Source organism: Haloterrigena alkaliphila, assembly GCF_017352155.2.
Taxonomy (GTDB): domain Archaea; phylum Halobacteriota; class Halobacteria; order Halobacteriales; family Natrialbaceae; genus Haloterrigena; species Haloterrigena alkaliphila.
On the sequence record NZ_CP071462.1, the window covers coordinates 3,601,429 to 3,619,409 of the forward strand.

General features: G+C 65.4%; 29 protein-coding genes. 28 read left to right on the forward strand and 1 reads right to left on the reverse strand.

Translation table 11 applies throughout. From position 1 onward, the window contains the following. Position 1: 1 nt before the first annotated feature. From J0X25_RS36480 to J0X25_RS36605, 26 genes are all read left to right on the forward strand, one after another. Entirely contained in the window at positions 2 to 1,021 is a 1,020-nt protein-coding gene (locus tag J0X25_RS36480; protein WP_207288771.1) for a 50S ribosomal protein L3, read from the forward strand. A 3-nt stretch (positions 1,022 to 1,024) separates the two neighbouring features. Beyond that, complete coding sequence (gene rpl4p / locus J0X25_RS36485; protein WP_207288772.1) at positions 1,025 to 1,777, forward strand: 50S ribosomal protein L4; 753 nt, start codon at positions 1,025 to 1,027, stop codon at positions 1,775 to 1,777. Beyond that, positions 1,774 to 2,028: a 50S ribosomal protein L23 gene (locus J0X25_RS36490; protein ID WP_207288773.1), complete on the forward strand. Its 255-nt coding sequence runs from the start codon at positions 1,774 to 1,776 to the stop codon at positions 2,026 to 2,028. The genes rpl4p and J0X25_RS36490 overlap by 4 nt, the downstream gene beginning before the upstream one ends. Before the next feature lie 2 nt (positions 2,029 to 2,030). After that, entirely contained in the window at positions 2,031 to 2,753 is a 723-nt protein-coding gene (locus tag J0X25_RS36495) for a 50S ribosomal protein L2 (protein WP_207288774.1), read from the forward strand. Then, positions 2,750 to 3,172 carry a 30S ribosomal protein S19 gene (locus J0X25_RS36500; RefSeq protein WP_207288775.1) on the forward strand — a complete coding sequence of 141 codons (423 nt, stop codon included), beginning with the start codon at positions 2,750 to 2,752 and terminating at the stop codon, positions 3,170 to 3,172. The genes J0X25_RS36495 and J0X25_RS36500 overlap by 4 nt, the downstream gene beginning before the upstream one ends. Positions 3,173 to 3,179: 7 nt before the next feature. Then, positions 3,180 to 3,653 (forward strand): 50S ribosomal protein L22, encoded by a 474-nt coding sequence (locus tag J0X25_RS36505; RefSeq protein ID WP_207288776.1) that lies wholly within the window; start codon positions 3,180 to 3,182, stop codon positions 3,651 to 3,653. Further along, complete coding sequence (locus J0X25_RS36510) at positions 3,653 to 4,684, forward strand: 30S ribosomal protein S3 (protein WP_207288777.1); 1,032 nt, start codon at positions 3,653 to 3,655, stop codon at positions 4,682 to 4,684. The genes J0X25_RS36505 and J0X25_RS36510 overlap by 1 nt, the downstream gene beginning before the upstream one ends. Then, positions 4,684 to 4,896 carry a 50S ribosomal protein L29 gene (gene rpmC, locus J0X25_RS36515; protein WP_207288778.1) on the forward strand — a complete coding sequence of 71 codons (213 nt, stop codon included), beginning with the start codon at positions 4,684 to 4,686 and terminating at the stop codon, positions 4,894 to 4,896. Before J0X25_RS36510 ends, rpmC begins: the two co-directional genes overlap by 1 nt. 10 nt (positions 4,897 to 4,906) lie before the next feature. After that, a complete protein-coding gene (locus J0X25_RS36520) occupies positions 4,907 to 5,356 on the forward strand; it encodes a ribonuclease P protein component 1 (protein WP_207288779.1) in 450 nt (149 codons plus the stop codon). Further along, complete coding sequence (locus J0X25_RS36525) at positions 5,347 to 5,790, forward strand: 30S ribosomal protein S17 (protein ID WP_207288780.1); 444 nt, start codon at positions 5,347 to 5,349, stop codon at positions 5,788 to 5,790. The genes J0X25_RS36520 and J0X25_RS36525 overlap by 10 nt, the downstream gene beginning before the upstream one ends. After that, the gene (locus tag J0X25_RS36530) at positions 5,790 to 6,188 is read left to right on the forward strand and encodes a 50S ribosomal protein L14 (protein WP_207288781.1); all 399 of its coding nucleotides are present in this window, start codon (positions 5,790 to 5,792) and stop codon (positions 6,186 to 6,188) included. The genes J0X25_RS36525 and J0X25_RS36530 overlap by 1 nt, the downstream gene beginning before the upstream one ends. A 4-nt stretch (positions 6,189 to 6,192) precedes the next feature. Then, a complete protein-coding gene (rplX, locus tag J0X25_RS36535) occupies positions 6,193 to 6,549 on the forward strand; it encodes a 50S ribosomal protein L24 (RefSeq protein ID WP_207288782.1) in 357 nt (118 codons plus the stop codon). Then, positions 6,546 to 7,298 carry a 30S ribosomal protein S4e gene (locus tag J0X25_RS36540; RefSeq protein ID WP_207288783.1) on the forward strand — a complete coding sequence of 251 codons (753 nt, stop codon included), beginning with the start codon at positions 6,546 to 6,548 and terminating at the stop codon, positions 7,296 to 7,298. The genes rplX and J0X25_RS36540 overlap by 4 nt, the downstream gene beginning before the upstream one ends. Continuing rightward, entirely contained in the window at positions 7,291 to 7,833 is a 543-nt protein-coding gene (locus J0X25_RS36545) for a 50S ribosomal protein L5 (protein WP_207288784.1), read from the forward strand. The genes J0X25_RS36540 and J0X25_RS36545 overlap by 8 nt, the downstream gene beginning before the upstream one ends. Next, the gene (locus tag J0X25_RS36550) at positions 7,826 to 8,020 is read left to right on the forward strand and encodes a 30S ribosomal protein S14 (RefSeq protein WP_207288785.1); all 195 of its coding nucleotides are present in this window, start codon (positions 7,826 to 7,828) and stop codon (positions 8,018 to 8,020) included. The genes J0X25_RS36545 and J0X25_RS36550 overlap by 8 nt, the downstream gene beginning before the upstream one ends. Before the next feature lies 1 nt (position 8,021). Then, positions 8,022 to 8,414 carry a 30S ribosomal protein S8 gene (locus J0X25_RS36555; RefSeq protein ID WP_207288786.1) on the forward strand — a complete coding sequence of 131 codons (393 nt, stop codon included), beginning with the start codon at positions 8,022 to 8,024 and terminating at the stop codon, positions 8,412 to 8,414. 2 nt (positions 8,415 to 8,416) lie between these two features. Continuing rightward, the gene (locus tag J0X25_RS36560; RefSeq protein WP_207288787.1) at positions 8,417 to 8,950 is read left to right on the forward strand and encodes a 50S ribosomal protein L6; all 534 of its coding nucleotides are present in this window, start codon (positions 8,417 to 8,419) and stop codon (positions 8,948 to 8,950) included. A 3-nt stretch (positions 8,951 to 8,953) separates the two neighbouring features. Continuing rightward, entirely contained in the window at positions 8,954 to 9,679 is a 726-nt protein-coding gene (locus J0X25_RS36565) for a 50S ribosomal protein L32e (protein ID WP_207288788.1), read from the forward strand. Next, positions 9,672 to 10,121: a 50S ribosomal protein L19e gene (locus J0X25_RS36570; RefSeq protein WP_207288789.1), complete on the forward strand. Its 450-nt coding sequence runs from the start codon at positions 9,672 to 9,674 to the stop codon at positions 10,119 to 10,121. Before J0X25_RS36565 ends, J0X25_RS36570 begins: the two co-directional genes overlap by 8 nt. Further along, positions 10,121 to 10,669 (forward strand): 50S ribosomal protein L18, encoded by a 549-nt coding sequence (locus J0X25_RS36575; RefSeq protein WP_207288790.1) that lies wholly within the window; start codon positions 10,121 to 10,123, stop codon positions 10,667 to 10,669. Before J0X25_RS36570 ends, J0X25_RS36575 begins: the two co-directional genes overlap by 1 nt. Next, complete coding sequence (locus tag J0X25_RS36580) at positions 10,666 to 11,322, forward strand: 30S ribosomal protein S5 (RefSeq protein WP_207288791.1); 657 nt, start codon at positions 10,666 to 10,668, stop codon at positions 11,320 to 11,322. Before J0X25_RS36575 ends, J0X25_RS36580 begins: the two co-directional genes overlap by 4 nt. Continuing rightward, complete coding sequence (locus J0X25_RS36585; RefSeq protein WP_207288792.1) at positions 11,322 to 11,789, forward strand: 50S ribosomal protein L30; 468 nt, start codon at positions 11,322 to 11,324, stop codon at positions 11,787 to 11,789. The genes J0X25_RS36580 and J0X25_RS36585 overlap by 1 nt, the downstream gene beginning before the upstream one ends. Positions 11,790 to 11,791: 2 nt before the next feature. Then, complete coding sequence (locus J0X25_RS36590; RefSeq protein WP_207288793.1) at positions 11,792 to 12,292, forward strand: uL15m family ribosomal protein; 501 nt, start codon at positions 11,792 to 11,794, stop codon at positions 12,290 to 12,292. 3 nt (positions 12,293 to 12,295) lie between these two features. Further along, positions 12,296 to 13,765, forward strand: a complete 1,470-nt coding sequence (gene secY, locus J0X25_RS36595; RefSeq protein WP_207288794.1) for a preprotein translocase subunit SecY — start codon at positions 12,296 to 12,298, stop codon at positions 13,763 to 13,765. A gap of 221 nt (positions 13,766 to 13,986) precedes the next feature. Beyond that, positions 13,987 to 15,147 carry a thiolase family protein gene (locus tag J0X25_RS36600; RefSeq protein WP_207290942.1) on the forward strand — a complete coding sequence of 387 codons (1,161 nt, stop codon included), beginning with the start codon at positions 13,987 to 13,989 and terminating at the stop codon, positions 15,145 to 15,147. Beyond that, entirely contained in the window at positions 15,144 to 15,521 is a 378-nt protein-coding gene (locus J0X25_RS36605) for a nucleic acid-binding protein (RefSeq protein WP_207288795.1), read from the forward strand. The genes J0X25_RS36600 and J0X25_RS36605 overlap by 4 nt, the downstream gene beginning before the upstream one ends. Before the next feature lie 133 nt (positions 15,522 to 15,654). On the opposite strand, the gene J0X25_RS36610 is transcribed toward J0X25_RS36605, so the two are convergent. Continuing rightward, on the reverse strand, positions 15,655 to 15,918 hold the full coding sequence (locus tag J0X25_RS36610) for a cytochrome C oxidase subunit IV family protein (protein WP_207288796.1): 264 nt from the start codon (positions 15,916 to 15,918) through the stop codon (positions 15,655 to 15,657). Between the two features lie 119 nt (positions 15,919 to 16,037). On the opposite strand from J0X25_RS36610, the gene J0X25_RS36615 reads away from it, so the two are divergent. Both J0X25_RS36615 and J0X25_RS36620 read left to right on the forward strand, forming a co-directional pair. Then, positions 16,038 to 17,441, forward strand: coding sequence for a hypothetical protein (locus J0X25_RS36615; protein ID WP_207288797.1), 1,404 nt, complete (start codon positions 16,038 to 16,040; stop codon positions 17,439 to 17,441). Positions 17,442 to 17,492: 51 nt separating this feature from the next. Continuing rightward, positions 17,493 to 17,810 (forward strand): DUF7410 domain-containing protein, encoded by a 318-nt coding sequence (locus J0X25_RS36620; protein WP_207288798.1) that lies wholly within the window; start codon positions 17,493 to 17,495, stop codon positions 17,808 to 17,810. Positions 17,811 to 17,981 lie beyond the last annotated feature (171 nt).

The following is a 17,981-nucleotide window of genomic DNA, read 5'->3' on the forward strand; positions in this document are numbered from 1 at the left end:
AATGCCACAAGCAAATTCACCACGCAAAGGCTCACTCGGGTTCGGCCCACGAAAGCGTGCGACCAGCGAGGTCCCGCGCTTCAACTCGTGGCCGGACGACGAAGGACAGCCGACGCTCCAGGGTTTCGCGGGCTACAAGGCCGGCATGACCCACGTCGTCATGGTCGACGATCAAGCGAACTCGCCGACCGAGGGGATGGAACAGACCGTCCCCGTGACGATCGTGGAGACGCCGCCGATGCGCGCCGTCGCCCTGCGTGCGTACGAAGACACGCCGTATGGAAAGCAACCGATCACCGAGGTCTGGACCGACGAGTTCGTTCCCGAACTCGACCGCGTCCTCGACCTCCCCGGTGACGACTACGACACCGACGCCGCCGAAGACGAGCTTCGGGGCCTCCTCGAGGAGGGACGCGTCGACGACGTCCGCGTCATCACGCACACGGTTCCGACCGAGGTCCCCTCGGTCCCCAAGAAGAAACCGGACGTGATGGAGACGCGCGTCGGGGGCGGTTCCGTCGACGAGCGCGTCGACTTCGCCCTCGAGATCGTCGCCGACGGCGGCGAACACGTCATGAACGACGTGTTCCGCGCCGGCGAGTACGTCGACGCCAGCGGCGTCACGAAAGGGAAAGGGACCCAGGGTCCCGTCAAGCGATGGGGCGTCCAGAAACGAAAGGGCAAGCACGCCCGGCAGGGATGGCGCCGCCGCATCGGGAACCTCGGTCCCTGGAATCCGTCCCGCGTTCGGTCGACGGTCCCCCAGCAAGGGCAGACCGGCTACCACCAGCGGACGGAACTGAACAAGCGCCTCGTCGACATCGGCGACGGCGCCGACGCGACGGTCGACGGCGGCTTCGTCAACTACGGCGAAGTCGACGGACCGCACACGCTGATCAAGGGCTCGCTCCCCGGGCCGCAAAAGCGCCTCGTGCGCTTCCGCCCGGCGATCCGACCCGGAGGCCAGCCGCGCCTCGACCCCGAGGTCCGGTACGTCTCCACCGCATCTAACCAGGGATAACACATGGAAGCAACAGTACGCGACCTGGACGGCTCGGACGCGGATACGGTCGAGCTCCCGGCGGTCTTCGAGACCACCTACCGCCCGGACCTGATCGCCCGCGCGGTCCGCGTCGCCCAGGCAAACCGGAAACAGGACTACGGCGCCGACGAGTTCGCCGGCATGCGAACGCCGGCCGAATCGTTCGGTAGCGGCCGCGGGATGGCCCACGTCCCCCGACAGGAGGGACGCGGTCGCCGCGTTCCCCAGACCGTCAAGGGACGCAAGGCTCACCCGCCGAAGGCCGAGAAGGACCAGTCCGAATCGATCAACACGAAAGCAAAGAAACTGGCCGTTCGCAGCGCCATCGCTGCGACGACCGACGCCGAACTCGTCGCCGAGCGCGGCCACGAGTTCGACGAGGACGTCGAGACCCCCGTCGTCGTGAGCGACGACTTCGAGGACCTCCAGAAGACGAAGGAGGTCGTCGAGTTCCTCGAGGCCGCAGGCCTCGCGGACGACATCCAGCGCGCCGACGAGGGCAAGAGCATCCGCTCGGGTCGCGGCAAGACCCGCGGACGCAAGTACAAACAGCCCAAGTCGATCCTCTTCGTCACCTCGAGCGAGTCCGGCCCGTCACGCGGCGCCCGGAACCTCGCCGGAGCCGACGTCACGACGGCCGCGGAGGTCAACGCGGAGAATCTCGCGCCCGGCGCCCAGCCGGGTCGACTGACCGTCTGGACCGAGAGCGCACTCGAGGAGGTGGCCGACCGATGAGCACGCACATCGAACACCCGCTCGTGACGGAGAAGGCGATGAACGACATGGACTTCGAGAACAAGCTCCAGTTCGTCGTCAACCCCGACGCCACCAAACCCGAGATCCGCGAGGAAGTCGAGGAGCGATTCGACATCGCGGTTCAGGACATCAACACGCAGGTAACGATGAAAGGCAAGAAGAAAGCGATCATCAAACTGTCCGAGGACGACGACGCACAGGAAGTCGCCTCGCGAATCGGGGTGTTCTGAGAATGGGACGCCGCATTCAAGGACAGCGACGCGGACGCGGGACCTCGACGTTCCGCGCCCCCTCGCACCGCTACAAGGCGAAGCTCGATCACAAGAAGACCGAGGACGACGACGTCGTCCGCGGGACGGTCGTGGACATCGAACACGACCCCGCGCGATCGGCGCCCGTCGCCGCCATCGAGTTCGAGGACGGCGAACAGCGCCTCGTCCTCGTCCCGGAAGGAATCAGCGTCGGCGAGGAGATTCAGGTCGGCGTCTCCGCCGAGATCAAGCCCGGCAACACGCTGCCGCTGGCCGAGATCCCGGAAGGCGTGCCGGTCTGTAACGTCGAGGCGAACCAGGGCGACGGCGGTCGATTCGCCCGCGCCTCGGGGACCAACGCGGACCTGATCACCCACGACCGCAACGCGGCGGTCATCCAACTGCCCAGCGGCGAGGTCAAGCGCCTCGATCCGCAGTGTCGCGCCACCATCGGCGTCGTCGCCGGCGGCGGCCGCACGGAGAAGCCGATGGTCAAGGCAGGGAACAAGTACCACAAGATGAAAGCCCGCGGGACCAAGTGGCCCCGCGTCCGCGGTGTGGCGATGAACGCCGTCGACCACCCCTTCGGTGGCGGCGGCCGCCAGCACCCCGGCAAACCCAAGTCCGTCTCGCGGGACGCCCCGCCGGGACGGAAGGTCGGTGACATTTCCTCGCGCCGTACCGGTCGAGGTGGAAACAAATGAGTCAGGAGTACAGAACCGGCCGCGAAGGTGAGTTCACCTACCGCGGTCACACGCTCGACGAGTTGCAGGAGCTGGAGCTCGACGAGGTTGCCGAACTGCTGCCCGCTCGCATGCGGCGAAGTATCGAACGCGGTCTCTCCGTCGAGAAGCAGAAGCTGCTCGAGAAGGCCCGCGAGAAAGAAGAGGAAGAGACCGCGAACGCGCCGATCCGCACGCACCTCCGGGACATGCCGATCCTGCCGGAGTTCGTCGGCCTGACCTTCGAGGTCTACACCGGCCAGTCGTTCGAGCGCGTTCGCGTCGAACCCGAGATGATCGGACACTATCTCGGCGAGTTCCAGCTGACCCGCACGTCCGTCGAACACGGACAGGCCGGGATCGGTGCGACTCGCTCCTCGAAGTTCGTCCCACTGAAGTGATCACCGTATGGGAATCAACTACTCAGTCGACGCGGACCCGGACGCCACCGCGAAAGCGATGCTTCGGGAGCGTCATATGAGCCACAAGCACAGCAAGGAGGTCGCCCGCGCGATCAAGGGCCGCACCGTCGAAGACGCTCAGGAGTACCTCCAGAGCGTGGTCGACGAAGAGCAGTCCGTTCCGTTCAAGTCGCACAACGCAGGCGCCGGCCACCGATCCGACATCGACGGCTGGGACGCCGGCAAGTACCCCGAGAAGGTCTCGGGCGAGTTCCTCGACCTCCTCGAGAACGTCGAAGCCAACGCGGATCACCAGGGCTTCGACGGCGCGTCGATGGAGATCGTCCACGTCGCCGCCCACAAGGTCGGCGAATCGGTCGGACGCAAGCCCCGCGCGATGGGGCGTGCGTCGTCGTGGAACACGCCGCAAGTCGACGTCGAGATCGTAATCGAAGAACCCGAGGACGAGGATGATAGCTAATGGCTGACGAACACCAATTCATCGAAAACGGCCTGCAGCGGTCCCAGATAGACGAGTTCTTCCAGGAAGAACTCGGCCGCGCGGGCTACGGTGGTATGGACGTCGCCAAGACGCCGATGGGAACCCAGATCGTCCTCAAGGCCGAGAAGCCCGGGATGGTCATCGGCAAGGGCGGCGAGAACATCCGGAAGGTCACGACGGCCCTCGAGGAGAAGTTCAACCTCGAGGACCCCCAGATCGACGTCCAGGAGGTCGACGAACCCGACCTCAACGCGCGGATCGTCGCGGACCGACTGGCCAACGCACTCGAGCGGGGCTGGTACTTCCGGAAGGCCGGGCACACGACGATCGACCGGATCATGGAAGCCGGCGCGCTCGGCGCCGAGATCGTCCTCTCCGGGAAGGTCACGGGCGCCCGCTCGCGCGTCGAGAAGTTCAACCGGGGCTACATCAAGCACAACGGCGAACCCGCCGAAGAGGTCGTCGACCACGGCCAGGGCGTCGCCGTCATGAAACTCGGGACCATCGGGGTCGACGTCAAGATCATCCCGCCGGGCGCCGAGTTGCCCGACGACTTCGGCGTCCACGAGGACATGGACCCCGAGGAACTCGTCCCCGACGCCGTCGAGGCCAACGAGGCCGAGGGCGTCGAGGAACTCCTCGAGGGCGAACCCGAGGAGGCCGAGGCGACCGCGGAAGGCGCGGAGGCGCCCGCCGAGGACGCCGTCGAGCCCGACCACGACCTCGAGGAGGACGTCGAAGAAGTCATCGAGGAAGAGGTCGCGGCCGACGAGGACGAGGAAGACGTCGAGATCCCCGACGAGTCGCCGATCGAGGAGGACCTCGACGAACTCGAAGAGGACGTCGAAGCCGAGGCCGAGGAACTCGTCGCGGAAATGGACGAGGAGGAAGCCGAGGCGGAGGAAGAAGCGGCGGATGTCGACGCGGACGAAGAAGCGGCTGAAGCCGATGCGGGCGACGAAGCGGCGGACGCTGACACGGACGACGAAGACGAGGGAGGTGACGCCTGATGGCGATCCTCCACGTCGAAGAGATCCGCGACATGACGCCCGCCGAACGCGAAGAGGAACTCGAGGAACTCGAGACGGAACTGCTGAACCAGAAGTCCGTCCTGGCCGCCGGTGGCGCCCCGGAGAACCCGGGCCGTATCGGCGAGCTGAGTCGCACTATCGCCCGGATCAAGACGATCCAGCGAGAGGAAGGCGACCTCGACGACGAGTAATCGATACACGATGGCACTGACACCCGAGACCCTGCCGCGACACGAACTCAACGGACTTCCCGTCCGCGTCGTCGAGAGTGACGACGCTTCGCGGGTCGGCCTCGAGGGGCGAGTGGTCATCGAGACCACCAAGACCCTCTCCATAGAGATCCGTGAGAACTGCAATTCTCGGGTAGTGATGGTGCCGAAATCGGGCTCGACGTTCGAGTTCGCGATCACAGATGAAGCCGCCGACTTCCGTCGAGGGGACCTCGACGGCTTCCCGGATGCGATCCGGGAATCCGACAAGGAGTCGGGGACTGCGTCCAAACTGGCCGATACTCAACCCGGGGTGTCCGAGCAATCGAACATTCCGGACGGTGCCGGCGAGGACGTGGCCTACGTTACGGTCGATGGATCGCGGCTGCTCTCACGACCCGCCCGACGCACGGAAACTAGTGGTGATTCACCATGGCAATAGGACTAGACGTTGAAACCCCTCCGGAACCCGATAACCCGGAGGAATACGACTACGAGACGTGTCCGTTCTACGGCGACCTTCCCGTTCGAGGTCAGATCCTCGAAGGGCTGGTCGTCTCGACGGACATGGACAAGACCGTAGTCGTCGAGCGAGAGTACGACGTGGCTGTACCGAAGTACGACCGGTACATGAAGCGTCGCTCGCGCATCCCGGCACACGTGCCGGGCGTGCTCGAGCCGCTCTCGGTCGGTGACACGGTCAAGATCGCAGAGACCCGACCACTGTCGAAGACGAAATCGCACGTGGTCGTCGAAGTAACCGACGAAGCGACCGCGGAGGACGTCGCGGAGCTGACCGGCCAGGCCGAGCCCGAGCCGGAGCTCTCCGACGAGGACTTCGCGGCCGCCGCAGCCGAAGACGAGGGTGATGAGTGATGGAGGCGATGAAAGCCGACGTCACCCAGGGACTCAAGAAGGGGTCGCTGGTCACGTGCGCCGACAACACCGGCGCGCGCGAACTCAAGATCATCAGCGTCGCGGGCTACCACGGCACCAAGAACCGCCAGCCGAAGGCGGGGATCGGTGACAAGGTGACCGTCTCGGTCACCAAGGGTACCCCGGAGATGCGACGCCAGGTCCTCGAGGCCGTCGTCGTCCGCCAGCGGAAGTCGATCCGCCGGCCCGACGGCACGCGCCTGAAGTTCGAGGACAACGCGGCGGTCATCATCGACGAGAACGAGGAGCCCCGCGGCACGGAGATCAAGGGGCCGATCGCCCGCGAGGTCGCAGAACGCTTCGGAGCAATCGCCTCCACGGCGACGATGATCGTATAGAACTATGAGCGAACAACCAACCAAACAGCGAAATCAGACGGAGCGCGCACCGCTGCACGAGCGAGGAAAGCAGCTCCACGCGACGCTGTCCGACGACCTCCGCGAGGAGTACGACACCCGTCGAACCCGCGTCAACGCGGGCGACACGGTCGAGGTCATGCGCGGCGACCACGCCGGCGAGACCGGCGAGGTTCTGCGCGCGATCCTCGAGGACGGCACGATCCACGTCGAGGACGTGACGATCGAGACGGCCGACGGCGAAGAGGTGCCACGGCCCCTCGACCCGTCGAACGTCCGCATCACGGAGCTCGATCTGGAGGACGAGCGTCGCGAGGCGCGCCTCGAAGGTGATAGCGAATGACGAAACACCAGAAACGACTCTCGGTACCGAAGTCCTGGCCGGTCGAGCGCAAGACGGAGACGTTCACGGTCAAGGCCGGCGCCGGTCCCCACGGCGAGGAGGGCGTTCCCCTCGTCGTCTTGCTGCGGGACGTGCTCGGCTACGTGGACTCGAAGAAGGAAGCGCGATACGCCCTGAGCGAGGACGCGATCCTCGTCAACGGCGTGCCGATCAACGACGAGAAGCGACCGATCGGCATCTTCGACATCCTCGCGTTCCCCGGTCGGGAGGAGTACTACCGCGTCTTCCCCGACGAGGGCGGTCGGCTCGCGCTGACCGAGATCGACGCCGAGGCCGCGGGCAGTCGCCTCGGCAAGATCGAGGGCAAACAGCAGGTCCCCGGCGGGGCCACGCAGTTGACCCTCCACGACGGGACGAACGTCACCGTCGACGACGAGAACGCGTACGACGCGAGCGACTCGATCGTCATCGACAACGACGACAAGTCGATCGTCGCCCACTTCCCGTTCGAAGAGGGCGCGCTCGTGACGGCCGTCCGTGGCAACCACGGCGGCAAGATCGGCGAGATCGACGCGATCGACGTCACGCCGGGCAGCGGCCCGAACACCATCGGCGTCGACACGGACGACGGCGGCTTCGAGACCGTCCAGGAGTACATCGTCGTTATCGACGAGAACTTCACTGGCGACGACTCGTCGTCGGAAGACGCGAACGGTGAAACCGTGAGCGAAGGTGATGACGATGAGTAGTGAGTCCGAGTCCGGCGGCGACTTCCACGAGATGCGCGAACCGCGCGTCGAGAAGGTCGTCGTCCACATGGGCGTCGGACAGGGTGGTCGCGAACTCGGCAAGGCCGAGGACATCATCGAGGAGGTCACGGAGCAGGAGAGCGTCCGCACGCAGGCGAAGAAGACCGAACCCGACTTCGGCATTCGCCAGGGCGACCCCATCGGCGCGAAGGTCACCCTTCGCGGCGAGGACGCCTACGACTTCCTAGACAAGTCGCTCCCGCTCGCGAACATCTCGGCCAGTCAGTTCGACGACACGGGCAACTTCAGCTTCGGCGTCGAGGAGCACACCGAGTTCCCGAGCCAGGAGTACGATCCGAACGTCGGGATCTACGGGCTGGACGTCACCGTCAACCTGGTGCGTCCGGGCTACCGCGTCTCCAAACGCGACAAAGCCAACCGCTCGATCCCGTCGCGACACCGACTGACCCCCGAGGACGCGATCGCGTTCCTCGAGGCGAACTTCGACGTGAGCGTGGAGGCAAACGATGAGTGAAAGCGAAACCGAAACCGACGTAGAATCCGAGCGCACGGGCGAGCACGCGGCGAAGCGCACGGGGCAGGAAGCGGCCTGCCAGCGCTGTGGCCGCAAACAGGGGCTGGTCGGCAAGTACGACATCAACCTCTGTCGGCAGTGCTTCCGCGAGATCGCCCGCGACATGGGATTCAAGAAGTACCGATAACATGACCGGAAACGATCCACTCAGCAACGCGCTCTCGGGACTCGACAACGCCGAGAGCGTCGGACATCTCAGTCACGAGGTAACGCCCGCCTCGAACGAGATCGGCAGCGTACTCGAGGTCTTCTACGACCGCGGGTACATCGACGGCTTCGAGTACGTCGACGACGGCAAAGCCGGTCAGTTCGAGGTCGAACTGAAAGGAGCGATCAACCAGTGTGGCCCCGTCAAGCCCCGCTACAGCGTCGGCGCCGACGACTTCGAGAAGTGGGAGAAGCGCTATCTCCCCGCTCGAGACTTCGGTGCGCTCGTCGTCACGACGAGCAGTGGCATCATGAGCCACTACGAGGCGCGTCAGCAGGGAATCGGTGGCCAGGTGATCGCATACGTCTACTAACCATGCGAGTCGAACTGGACATCCCTGACGACGTATCCGTCGAGAAAGACCACCTCGACGTGACCGTCGACGGACCGGAAGGCAGCGTTACCCGCCGCCTCTGGTACCCCGACGTGACCGTCGAAGTCGAAGGCGACAGCGTGGTAATCGAGAGTGACAACGAGGACGCGAAAACCAACGCGACCGTCGGCACTTTCGAGAGCCACATCACGAACGCGTTCCACGGCGTGACCGAGGGATGGGAGTACAAGATGGAAGTCTTCTACTCTCACTTCCCGATGCAGGTCCGCGCGGAAGGCGACGAAATCGTCATCGAGAACTTCCTCGGCGAAAAGGCAGCGCGACGTACGACTATCCACGGTGACACCGACGTCTCCGTCGACGACGAACGACTCGTCCTCTCCGGCCCGAACAAGGAGGACGTCGGTCAGACGGCGGCGGACGTCGAGCAGCTGACGCGGGTCAGCGGCAAGGACACCCGCGTCTTCCAGGACGGGGTCTACATCACCGAAAAACCCGCCAAAGGAGGTGCCTGATAGATGGCTGACGAAGACACCGCAGACGAGACCCAGGAACTCGAGGACATCAGCGGCGTCGGCGCGAGCAAGGCCGACGCCCTGCGCGATGCCGGGTTCGAGTCCATCGAGGACGTCAAAGAGGCCGACCAGGACGACCTGGCCGAGGCCGAGGGCATCGGCAACGCGCTCGCCGCGCGGATCAAGGCCGACGTCGGTGACCTCGAGGTCACCGAGGAGACCGAAGCCGAGATCGAAGACGAGGGCGCCGAAGAAGAAGAGGAGCCCGACGAAGACGTCGAGACGGAGCTGCAGCCGCGCGGGCTGACCGAGAAGACGCCCGACCTCTCCGACGACGAGCAGCGACTCCTCCAGCGCCGGCGCGAGGTCGGCAAACCGCAGTTCAACCGACAGGACTACCACAAGAAGAAGCGGACGCCCGAATCCTGGCGCCGACCCCGCGGTCAGCTGTCCAAGCAGCGCCGCGGCGTCAAGGGCAAGGGCCCGAAAGTCCAGGCCGGCTACCGCACGCCCAAAGCGGTCCGCGGGAAACACCCCAGCGGCTTCGAGGAGGTCTACGTCGAGAACCTCGACGACCTCGAGGGCGTCGACGGCGACAGCGAAGCCGTCCGGATCGCCTCCGCGGTCGGCGCTCGCAAGCGCGAGCGCATCGAGGAGCAGGCCGAGGAACAGGGCGTTCGCGTCCTGAACCCGACCTACGAGGAAGTCGAGGTGGAATCCAATGACTGATCTCTCCGCACAGAAGCGACTGGCTGCCGACGTCCTCGACGTCGGCCAGAACCGCGTCTGGCTGGACCCCGAAGCGCAAGGCGACATCGCCGAAGCGATCACCCGCGACGAGATCCGCGAACTCGTCGACGAGGGTCGCATTCAGGCCGACGAGCCGAAGGGCAACTCCCGCGGTCGCGCCCGCGAGCGCAACGCGAAGCGCTCCTACGGCCACCAGAACGGCCCGGGCAAGCGCCGCGGCAAGAAGGGCGCACGCCAGAACGAGAAGGAAGAGTGGCAGGACAAGATTCGCGCACAGCGCCGGAAGCTGCGCGAACTCCGCGACAAGGGCGAACTGACGCCCACGCAGTACCGCGAGCTCTACAAGAAGGCTGGCGGCGGGGAGTTCCGTAGCGTCCGGTACCTGATGAACTACATCGACGAAAACTACGGTGACCGATAATGGCGACAGGACCACGATACAAAGTGCCGATGCGGCGTCGCCGTGAGGTCCGGACTGACTACCATCAGAGGTTGCGCCTGCTGAAATCGGGTAAGCCCCGCCTCGTCGCTCGTAAGAGCAACAAGCACACTACGGCGCAGCTGATCACTCCCGGACCTCAGGGAGACGAGACGCTCGCGAGCGCACACTCGAGCGACCTCGAGGAGTACGGCTGGGACGCCCCCACGAGTAACATTTCCGCGGCCTACCTGACCGGCCTGCTGGCCGGCCAGCGAGCCGTCGAGGCCGGACTCGAGGAAGCGGTCCTCGACATCGGCCTCAACACGGCCACGCCCGGGAACAAGGTGTTCGCGGTACAGGAGGGGGCGATCGACGCCGGCCTCGAGATTCCGCACAACGATAGCGTGCTCGCGGACTGGTCGCGTACCCGCGGCGAACACATCGCCGAGTACGCCGAGCAGTTAGACGAGCCACTGTACAGCGGCGAGTTCGACGCGACCGAACTCCCAGAACACTTCGACGAGGTACGAGAGGCGATTCTCGAATGAGCAACTACAACGACAGCGGATGGGAACCCGTCACCCGTCTCGGCCGGAAGGTCCAGGAGGGCGACATCGACACGATGGAGGCCGCCCTCAACTCGGGACTCCCGCTCAAGGAGCCCGAAATCGTCGATCAGCTCCTCCCGGGGCTCGACGACGAGGTGCTGGACATCAACATGGTCCAGCGGATGACCGACTCCGGACGCCGCGTGAAGTTCCGATGCGTCGTCGTCGTGGGCAACCGCGACGGCTTCGTCGGCTACGCGGAGGGTCGGGACGATCAGGTCGGCTCTGCCATCCAGAAGGCGATCGGTATCGCGAAGCTGAACATGATCAAGGTCCCCCGCGGCTCCGGGTCGTGGGAGGACCGATCCGACCGGCCCCACTCGCTGACTCGCCGGACGACCGGCAAGGCCGGCTCCGTCGAAGTCGACGTCATCCCGGCGCCTGAGGGGCTGGGCCTGGCGGCCAGCGACACCGTCCGTCACGTGCTCGAACTGGCCGGCATCGAAAACGCCTGGACCAAGAGCCACGGCAACACCCGAACGACGGTCAACCTCGCGAAAGCGACGTTCAACGCGCTCGAGAACGCCTCGCAGTCGCGTCACCCGCGTTCGCGAGGCACCACCGACCGTGAGGAAGCCGAGGTGAGCGAGTGATGAAGGCAATCGTACAGGTTCGCGGTGAGGTGAACCGACAGGAAGACGTACAGGATACGCTGGAGATGCTGAACATCCACAGCGTCAACCACTGCGCGCTCGTCCCCGAGACCGACACCTACCGGGGGATGATCACGAAGGTCAACGACTTCGTCGCCTACGGCGAACCGGACCAGGACGTCCTCGAGACGCTGCTGGAAAAGCGCGCCGAACCCCTCGAGGGGAAGCAGTCGGACGTCGACGAGGAGTGGCTCGCCGACAACACCGAGTACGACGACTTCGCCGCGTTAGCCGAGGCGCTCCTCGATGAGGAGACGACACTTCGTGACGAAGGACTGTCACCGACGCTGCGACTTCACCCGCCGCGAGGCGGTCACGAAGGTATCAAGAAACCGACGGCCGAGGGCGGTCAACTCGGAAAGCATACAACGGGGCAGATTAACGACCTGCTAGAATCGATGCGATAACCATGACGAGCAAAAAACGACGCCAGCGCGGATCACGGACTCACAGCGGCGGTTCCCACAAGAATCGACGCGGTGCGGGCCACCGCGGCGGCCGCGGCCGTGCTGGACGCGACAAACACGAATTCCACAACTACGAACCGAAGGGTAAACACGGCTTCAAGCGACCGCAGGACATCCGCGAAGCGGTCGCGGAGATCGACGTCCAGAAACTCGACGAGGACGCGATCCTCTACGTCGCCGACGGACTGGCCGAGGAGACCGACGACGGCTACGCGATCGACGCTCGCGACGTCGTCGAGGACGGCCACGAGGTCGACCGCGTGAAGGTCCTCGGCTCCGGTCAGGTCCGCAACGCCCTCGAGGTCACGGCGGACGACTTCTCGGACGCCGCCGAGGAGAAACTCGAGGCTGCCGACGGCGAGGCGCTGCTGACGGAACGAGCACAGGAGGCAGCGGCCGACGACGCCGACGGCGAAGCCGACGCTGAACAGGACGGGGAATAACATATGGGATGGAAGGAAGCCGCCGAACCGGTCTTGACGCGGATGCCCGCAGTGCGCCGTCCGGAGGGACACGTTCCCTTCAAGCGCAAGCTGATGTGGACGGCCGGCATCCTCGTGTTGTACTTCTTCCTGACGAACATCGCCCTGCTCGGACTACAGACGGGAGGGGCCAACGACCTCTTCGGCCAGTTCCGCTCGGTGCTGGCCGGTGAGATGGGCTCGATCCTGCAGGTCGGTATCGGACCGATCGTCACCGCGAGCATCGTCTTGCAGTTGCTCGGCGGTGCGAACCTGCTCGGTCTCGACACCGACGATCCGCGAGACCAGGTGCTCTACCAGGGGCTGCAGAAGCTGCTCGTCGTCATCATGACGGCGCTGACGGCGCTCCCGATGGTGTTCGCCGGCGACTTCCTTCCGGCCCAGCAGTCGCTGGCCCTCGGTGGTCTCGAACTCGGCTACTCGCAGATCCAGCTGCTGATATTCGCCCAGGTCTTCGCTGGCGGGGTCCTCCTCCTGTACATGGACGAGGTCGTCAGCAAGTGGGGCGTCGGCAGCGGGATCGGGCTGTTCATCATCGCCAGCGTGAGCCAGAAGCTCGTCACCGGGTTCATCCAGCCCGCGGAAGGCGGGTTCTTCTACAACTGGTATCTAATCTTCACCGGTCAGATCGAGGTCGGCTCGCTGGTCTCCAGCGACGGCCTGATGACCCTGTTGATCAGCGACGGCGGGGGTCAGATCGTCGCCCTGCTGACGACGATCCTGATCTTCGGGATCGTCGTCTACGCGGAGTCGGTGCGGGTCGAGATCCCGCTCAGCCACGCCCGCGTCAAGGGTGCTCGCGGTCGCTTCCCCGTGAAGCTCATCTACGCGAGCGTCCTGCCGATGATCCTCGTTCGCGCGCTGCAGGCGAACGTGCAGTTCATGGGCCAGATCCTGAACTCGCAGTGGGCCGGGATGCCCGCCTGGCTCGGCAGCTACTCGCAGGGCCAGCCTGACGGCGGGTTCTTCTACTACGTCTCGCCGATCTACTCGCCTCAGGACTGGATGTGGTGGACGGCAGCCGTCGGGCAGGAGGCCTGGCAGGTGCTGATCCGCATGTCCATCGACCTGACGTTCATGATCGTCGGCGGCGCGATCTTCGCCATCTTCTGGGTCGAGACCACGAACATGGGTCCCGAGGCGACCGCCAAGCAGATCCAGAACTCCGGGATGCAGATCCCCGGCTTCCGACAGAACGTCGGCGTCATCGAGAAGGTCATGGAGCGGTACATCCCGCAGGTGACCGTCATCGGCGGCGCGCTGGTCGGCCTGCTGGCCGTCTGGGCGAACATGCTCGGGACCATCGGCGGCGTCACCGGGACCGGCCTGCTGCTGGCCGTCTCCATCACCTACAAGCTCTACGAAGAGATCGCAGAGGAGCAGATGATGGAGATGCACCCGATGATGCGCGAGATGTTCGGCGGCGGCGACTAACGAACTCCATTTCTTCTCACCGTTCGCGACACCCGCTAGCGACGGCGCTCGTTGCGTTCCCCGAACGTCGAGGTGCCACCGTCCGTCTCGAACGATACCCGCGATCAGGGCCTCGAGCGACCACCCCACGGAGGGAAACCGCTGCTGTGCCGCCACACTTGCTATCGCAGGGCCGTATTTTTACGCCGAACTTCGTGGTACTCGTCGACGGGATGACACCAATCCAAGATGTAGCGATCATCGGCGCATCGATGACGCAGTTCGGGCAACGCGACGGGGCGTGGATCCTCGATCTCCTCGCGGAAGCCGGCCTCGAGTGCCTCTCAGACGCGGGTGCCGACGGCGGCGACCTCGACCACCTGTACGTATCGAACATGGCCAGCGGCGAGTTCGAGGGCATGACAGGCGTGATGAACGCCCTCGTTCACGATCTCGGTGCGATGCCGGCGTACACCCAGCGCGTCGACCAGACGAGTTCCAGCGGCGGTGCCGGAATGTACGCCGCCTGGCAGTCGATCGCCAGTGGCGCGAGCGAGATGACGCTGCTCGTCGGCGGCGAGAAGATGACCCACCGGACCACCGCAGAGACGACCGACATCATCGCGTCGGTCACCCACCCTGCCGAGTACAAACACGGCGTCACGCTGCCCTCCTTCGCCGGGGTGACGGCGCGCAACTACCTCGAGCGCTTCGACGCGCCTCGAGAGAGTCTCGCGTGGGTCGCCGCCAAAAACCACAGGAACGGCGTCGATAACCCCCACGCGCAGTTCCAGAAAGCGGTCGACGTCGAGACGATCCTCGAGTCGCCGATCATCGCCGATCCGCTGCGGCTGTACGACTTCTGTCCGGTCACCGACGGCTCGGCCGCCCTCCTGTTCTGTTCCGAGGCGGTCGCCCGGGAGTACGCGGACGACTACGTCGTGGTTTCGGGCATCGACGGCGCGACGGACACCCACGTCGTCCACGAACGGGAGGATCCGACCGTGATGGGTGGCGTCGTCGAGAGCGGTAAAGGCGCCTTCGGGATGAGCGGCTACGAGCCAGACGACGTGGACGTCGCCGAACTCCACGACATGTTCACCATCCTCGAGTTCCTGCAGATGGAGGGGCTGGGCTTCGCCGAACAGGGCGAAGCGTGGAAACTCGTCGAGGAGGGGTACACCGAGCGCGACACCGGAGAGCTGCCGATCAACACGTCGGGTGGTCTCAAGTCGAAGGGACACCCGCTGGGCGCCAGCGGGGTCGCACAGGGCGTCGAGATCTACGAACAGTTGATCGGAGAAGCGGGGCCGCGACAGGTCGACGCGGACGTCGGCCTCTGCTGTAACGTCGGCGGGTTCGGCAACTGCGTTATTACCACTATCATGGAGGCCGCACGATGACCATGGACGCCTACCGGTACGCGGACGGTTCGATCAGCTATCCCGGCCACCCGCGCGGTCCGGACGGCGCGGAGCCGGTGGAAACGATCGATCTCAGCGAGTACACCGCCGAAGTAGTGACGTGGACGACGAGCACGGCGACGCCCCCCGGCGTCCGCGAACCGAACACCCTCGCCATCGTCGAGTTCGAGATCGGCGAGGAGGCCGACGGTGAGAGCGAGTCGGTCCGCGCGATCGGCCAGGCGACGACCGACGACATCGAGACCGGCGACGAGGTCGAACTCGTCTCCGTCGAGGAACTCCGCGAGCCCGGCGCCGGCATCCGCGAACCGGAGAGCCAAGACTGGGACGGCTACCGGTTCGAACCGGTCTGAGGAGCGCCGCTCCTCGAGAATTTTAGAGAGACGCGCGACTCGAGCGGCGTGCGATCGGACGAAACTCGAGTCGAGAAGAACCGGAGACCGATGGCGGACGGCGCTGGAGGGAGGTCGTTGGCGGCGAACGCGATTACTGGATGGAGTAGCCGGCTGCGATGGTCAGCAGGAAGACCATGAACACGGCCGTCGCCATCACGTAGGAGATCGATCGTGGCTCCTCGCGCAGGTGCTGGAAGTAGCCGGCGATCAACCCGACCTTGACGATCGCCAGGATGATCGTTCCGATCAGCGCCATCTGGTAGGTGAACGCGTCGAAGTGGAAGAAGACGAACTTCCCCGTCGCCAGCGCCACCAGTGCGATGTATATGAGGGTGTACGTCCGGATGTCAGCCATTGGTGTACAATGCGGATGACGGCCACTTATACCTTCCTCAAACGATCGAGGGCGTCGGCTCGCGGCCGGTTCTCGAGGGAAGCGACACGTAGATGGGATCCCAGTCCAACGGATCAATAATGAGTAGACGTTCGGCCGTCGCCCGCCGAATCGGGCTCGTCTGTGCGCTCACTGCGGTGGCCGTCGCCGTCGGTGCCGGCGTCGTCGCGGCGAGTAACGTCGCGGCCGGCCTCTACACCGGGAGCGGGGGAACGTCGGTCCCGACGTGGCTCTACCTCGCGACCGGCGGCGGCGTCATCGGCGCCTCGGCGCTGCTGACGATGCTCGTGACCGACCGCGGCATCATCGATAGCTTCCACGACGATGCGGTCGCCGTCTCATTGGATCAGCTCCGGGCGGCCGGCTCGCTGGTGCTCGGGACGCTCGGGGTCGCCACGCTAGCGTTCGTCGTCGTCGTCGGATTCGTCGGCCCGCAGATCGGCAACTTCAGCGCGGCCGTCCTGGTGACGTTCGTTGGCGGCCGCGCGCTGTTGACGATCCTCTCGTACGCCGTGGGCAGTCCGTGGCCCGCGCTCAATCCGTGGCGCCGAATCGCGAGCGTCCTCCCGAACGGCTACGCGACCTACCCCGAACGGTTGGGAACCTGGCCCGCCGTCGCCGCGTTACTGACGCTCATCTGGCTCGAGCTGGTCGCGCCCCTGAGTAGCTCGCCCCGGGCTCTCGCGGCCGTCGTGGTGGCCTACTCAGCGTTCACGATCGCCGGCGGGGTCGCGTTCACCCCCGAGACGTGGTTCCGGCGCGGTGACCCCCTCTCGGTCTGGTTTCGGTTCTACGGCGCGGTCGCGCCGATCCAGCGGACCGAGGACGGCCTCGAGCTGCGGTATCCCGGGGCGAGACTCGGCGACGACGACGTCGTCACCGACGTCTCCGCGGTGGCGTTCGTGCTCGTCCTCGTCTGGGAACTGACCTACAGCGGCTTCGTCGCCACGACACCGGGGGTTCGGACCGTCGAGGCGCTGGTCGCGATCGGCCTGCCGCCGCAACTGGTCTACCTCGGACTGTTGCTCGCTGGCTTCGCGCTCTTCTGGAAGGTCTACTGGATCGCCGCCGAACGCACCCGCGAGCGCGCCGAGACGTACCTTTCCCGGCGATACCTCGCGATCCGGTTCGCGCCGCCGCTGCTCGCGATCGCGGCGGGCTACCACTTCGCCCACTACGCCGGCTTCTCGATCTCGCTGTGGCCGTCGCTGATCGATACGCTGGCCGCACCCCTGAATCCGCCCGAAAACCCGATCCAGTACGCGCTGACGTCGTGGTTCGGCTACGTCGAGATCGCGGGAATCCTTCTCGGCCACGTCCTCGCCGTCTGGATCTCCCACGCCGTCTCGTTCGAACTGTTCCCCGGCAAACTCCAGGCGATCCGGAGCCAGTATCCCTTCGTCGTCGTGATGATCTTCTTCACCGTCGTGAGCCTCTATCTGGTCTCCCTCCCCGCGGTGGAGGCCGTCTACGTCCCCGGCTGATCGGGCGAACACCGGTACACACTTCCTCGAGCCCGCCCACTAGTCGGACGAATGACCGCCGGACGACTCGCCGACGTCGAACTGTCCGCAGAGGACGTCACGAGCCACGAGTACGACGTACCGGACGGGGAGACGTCCGCCGAAACCTGCCCCCACTGCGGCCGCCCGTTTCGGAGCGAACGCTACGCCACGTTTCATCTGGGCGTCGAACACCCCGACGAACTCACCGCGGACCAGCAGGCCGCCTTCGAGGACGAACGCGACGACGAGGAGTACGACCTCTTTACGTTCCACGTCAAGGCGGCCGTCACCGTCTTCCTGACCTACTTCATGTTCGTGTTCCTCTACGCGCTCGTCTGGGCCGGGTGAGCGACGAGAGCCACTCGTCCGTCTCCCCCGCTCCGTGAGTAACGACTCGATGGATGCGTGTGACGATTCGACGGACGTCCGATAACGAGACGCAGTCGCTGCTCACGATGATTCGTCCGCGTTGCGAGACCGCCAGCCGTCGCGCACCGTCTCGGTGCTAATCGTTGCGAA

Excerpts from the sequence above, each read along its gene's own strand:
- J0X25_RS36480 (WP_207288771.1), top strand. The coding sequence starts at position 2 with ATGCCACAAGCAAATTCACCACGCAAAGGCTCACTCGGGTTCGGCCCA.
- rpl4p (WP_207288772.1), top strand. The coding sequence starts at position 1,025 with ATGGAAGCAACAGTACGCGACCTGGACGGCTCGGACGCGGATACGGTC.
- J0X25_RS36490 (WP_207288773.1), top strand. The coding sequence starts at position 1,774 with ATGAGCACGCACATCGAACACCCGCTCGTGACGGAGAAGGCGATGAAC.
- J0X25_RS36495 (WP_207288774.1), top strand. The coding sequence starts at position 2,031 with ATGGGACGCCGCATTCAAGGACAGCGACGCGGACGCGGGACCTCGACG.
- J0X25_RS36500 (WP_207288775.1), top strand. The coding sequence starts at position 2,750 with ATGAGTCAGGAGTACAGAACCGGCCGCGAAGGTGAGTTCACCTACCGC.
- J0X25_RS36505 (WP_207288776.1), top strand. The coding sequence starts at position 3,180 with ATGGGAATCAACTACTCAGTCGACGCGGACCCGGACGCCACCGCGAAA.
- J0X25_RS36510 (WP_207288777.1), top strand. The coding sequence starts at position 3,653 with ATGGCTGACGAACACCAATTCATCGAAAACGGCCTGCAGCGGTCCCAG.
- rpmC (WP_207288778.1), top strand. The coding sequence starts at position 4,684 with ATGGCGATCCTCCACGTCGAAGAGATCCGCGACATGACGCCCGCCGAA.
- J0X25_RS36520 (WP_207288779.1), top strand. The coding sequence starts at position 4,907 with ATGGCACTGACACCCGAGACCCTGCCGCGACACGAACTCAACGGACTT.
- J0X25_RS36525 (WP_207288780.1), top strand. The coding sequence starts at position 5,347 with ATGGCAATAGGACTAGACGTTGAAACCCCTCCGGAACCCGATAACCCG.
- J0X25_RS36530 (WP_207288781.1), top strand. The coding sequence starts at position 5,790 with ATGGAGGCGATGAAAGCCGACGTCACCCAGGGACTCAAGAAGGGGTCG.
- rplX (WP_207288782.1), top strand. The coding sequence starts at position 6,193 with ATGAGCGAACAACCAACCAAACAGCGAAATCAGACGGAGCGCGCACCG.
- J0X25_RS36540 (WP_207288783.1), top strand. The coding sequence starts at position 6,546 with ATGACGAAACACCAGAAACGACTCTCGGTACCGAAGTCCTGGCCGGTC.
- J0X25_RS36545 (WP_207288784.1), top strand. The coding sequence starts at position 7,291 with ATGAGTAGTGAGTCCGAGTCCGGCGGCGACTTCCACGAGATGCGCGAA.
- J0X25_RS36550 (WP_207288785.1), top strand. The coding sequence starts at position 7,826 with ATGAGTGAAAGCGAAACCGAAACCGACGTAGAATCCGAGCGCACGGGC.
- J0X25_RS36555 (WP_207288786.1), top strand. The coding sequence starts at position 8,022 with ATGACCGGAAACGATCCACTCAGCAACGCGCTCTCGGGACTCGACAAC.
- J0X25_RS36560 (WP_207288787.1), top strand. The coding sequence starts at position 8,417 with ATGCGAGTCGAACTGGACATCCCTGACGACGTATCCGTCGAGAAAGAC.
- J0X25_RS36565 (WP_207288788.1), top strand. The coding sequence starts at position 8,954 with ATGGCTGACGAAGACACCGCAGACGAGACCCAGGAACTCGAGGACATC.
- J0X25_RS36570 (WP_207288789.1), top strand. The coding sequence starts at position 9,672 with ATGACTGATCTCTCCGCACAGAAGCGACTGGCTGCCGACGTCCTCGAC.
- J0X25_RS36575 (WP_207288790.1), top strand. The coding sequence starts at position 10,121 with ATGGCGACAGGACCACGATACAAAGTGCCGATGCGGCGTCGCCGTGAG.
- J0X25_RS36580 (WP_207288791.1), top strand. The coding sequence starts at position 10,666 with ATGAGCAACTACAACGACAGCGGATGGGAACCCGTCACCCGTCTCGGC.
- J0X25_RS36585 (WP_207288792.1), top strand. The coding sequence starts at position 11,322 with ATGAAGGCAATCGTACAGGTTCGCGGTGAGGTGAACCGACAGGAAGAC.
- J0X25_RS36590 (WP_207288793.1), top strand. The coding sequence starts at position 11,792 with ATGACGAGCAAAAAACGACGCCAGCGCGGATCACGGACTCACAGCGGC.
- secY (WP_207288794.1), top strand. The coding sequence starts at position 12,296 with ATGGGATGGAAGGAAGCCGCCGAACCGGTCTTGACGCGGATGCCCGCA.
- J0X25_RS36605 (WP_207288795.1), top strand. The coding sequence starts at position 15,144 with ATGACCATGGACGCCTACCGGTACGCGGACGGTTCGATCAGCTATCCC.
- J0X25_RS36610 (WP_207288796.1), bottom strand. The coding sequence starts at position 15,918 with ATGGCTGACATCCGGACGTACACCCTCATATACATCGCACTGGTGGCG.
- J0X25_RS36615 (WP_207288797.1), top strand. The coding sequence starts at position 16,038 with ATGAGTAGACGTTCGGCCGTCGCCCGCCGAATCGGGCTCGTCTGTGCG.
- J0X25_RS36620 (WP_207288798.1), top strand. The coding sequence starts at position 17,493 with ATGACCGCCGGACGACTCGCCGACGTCGAACTGTCCGCAGAGGACGTC.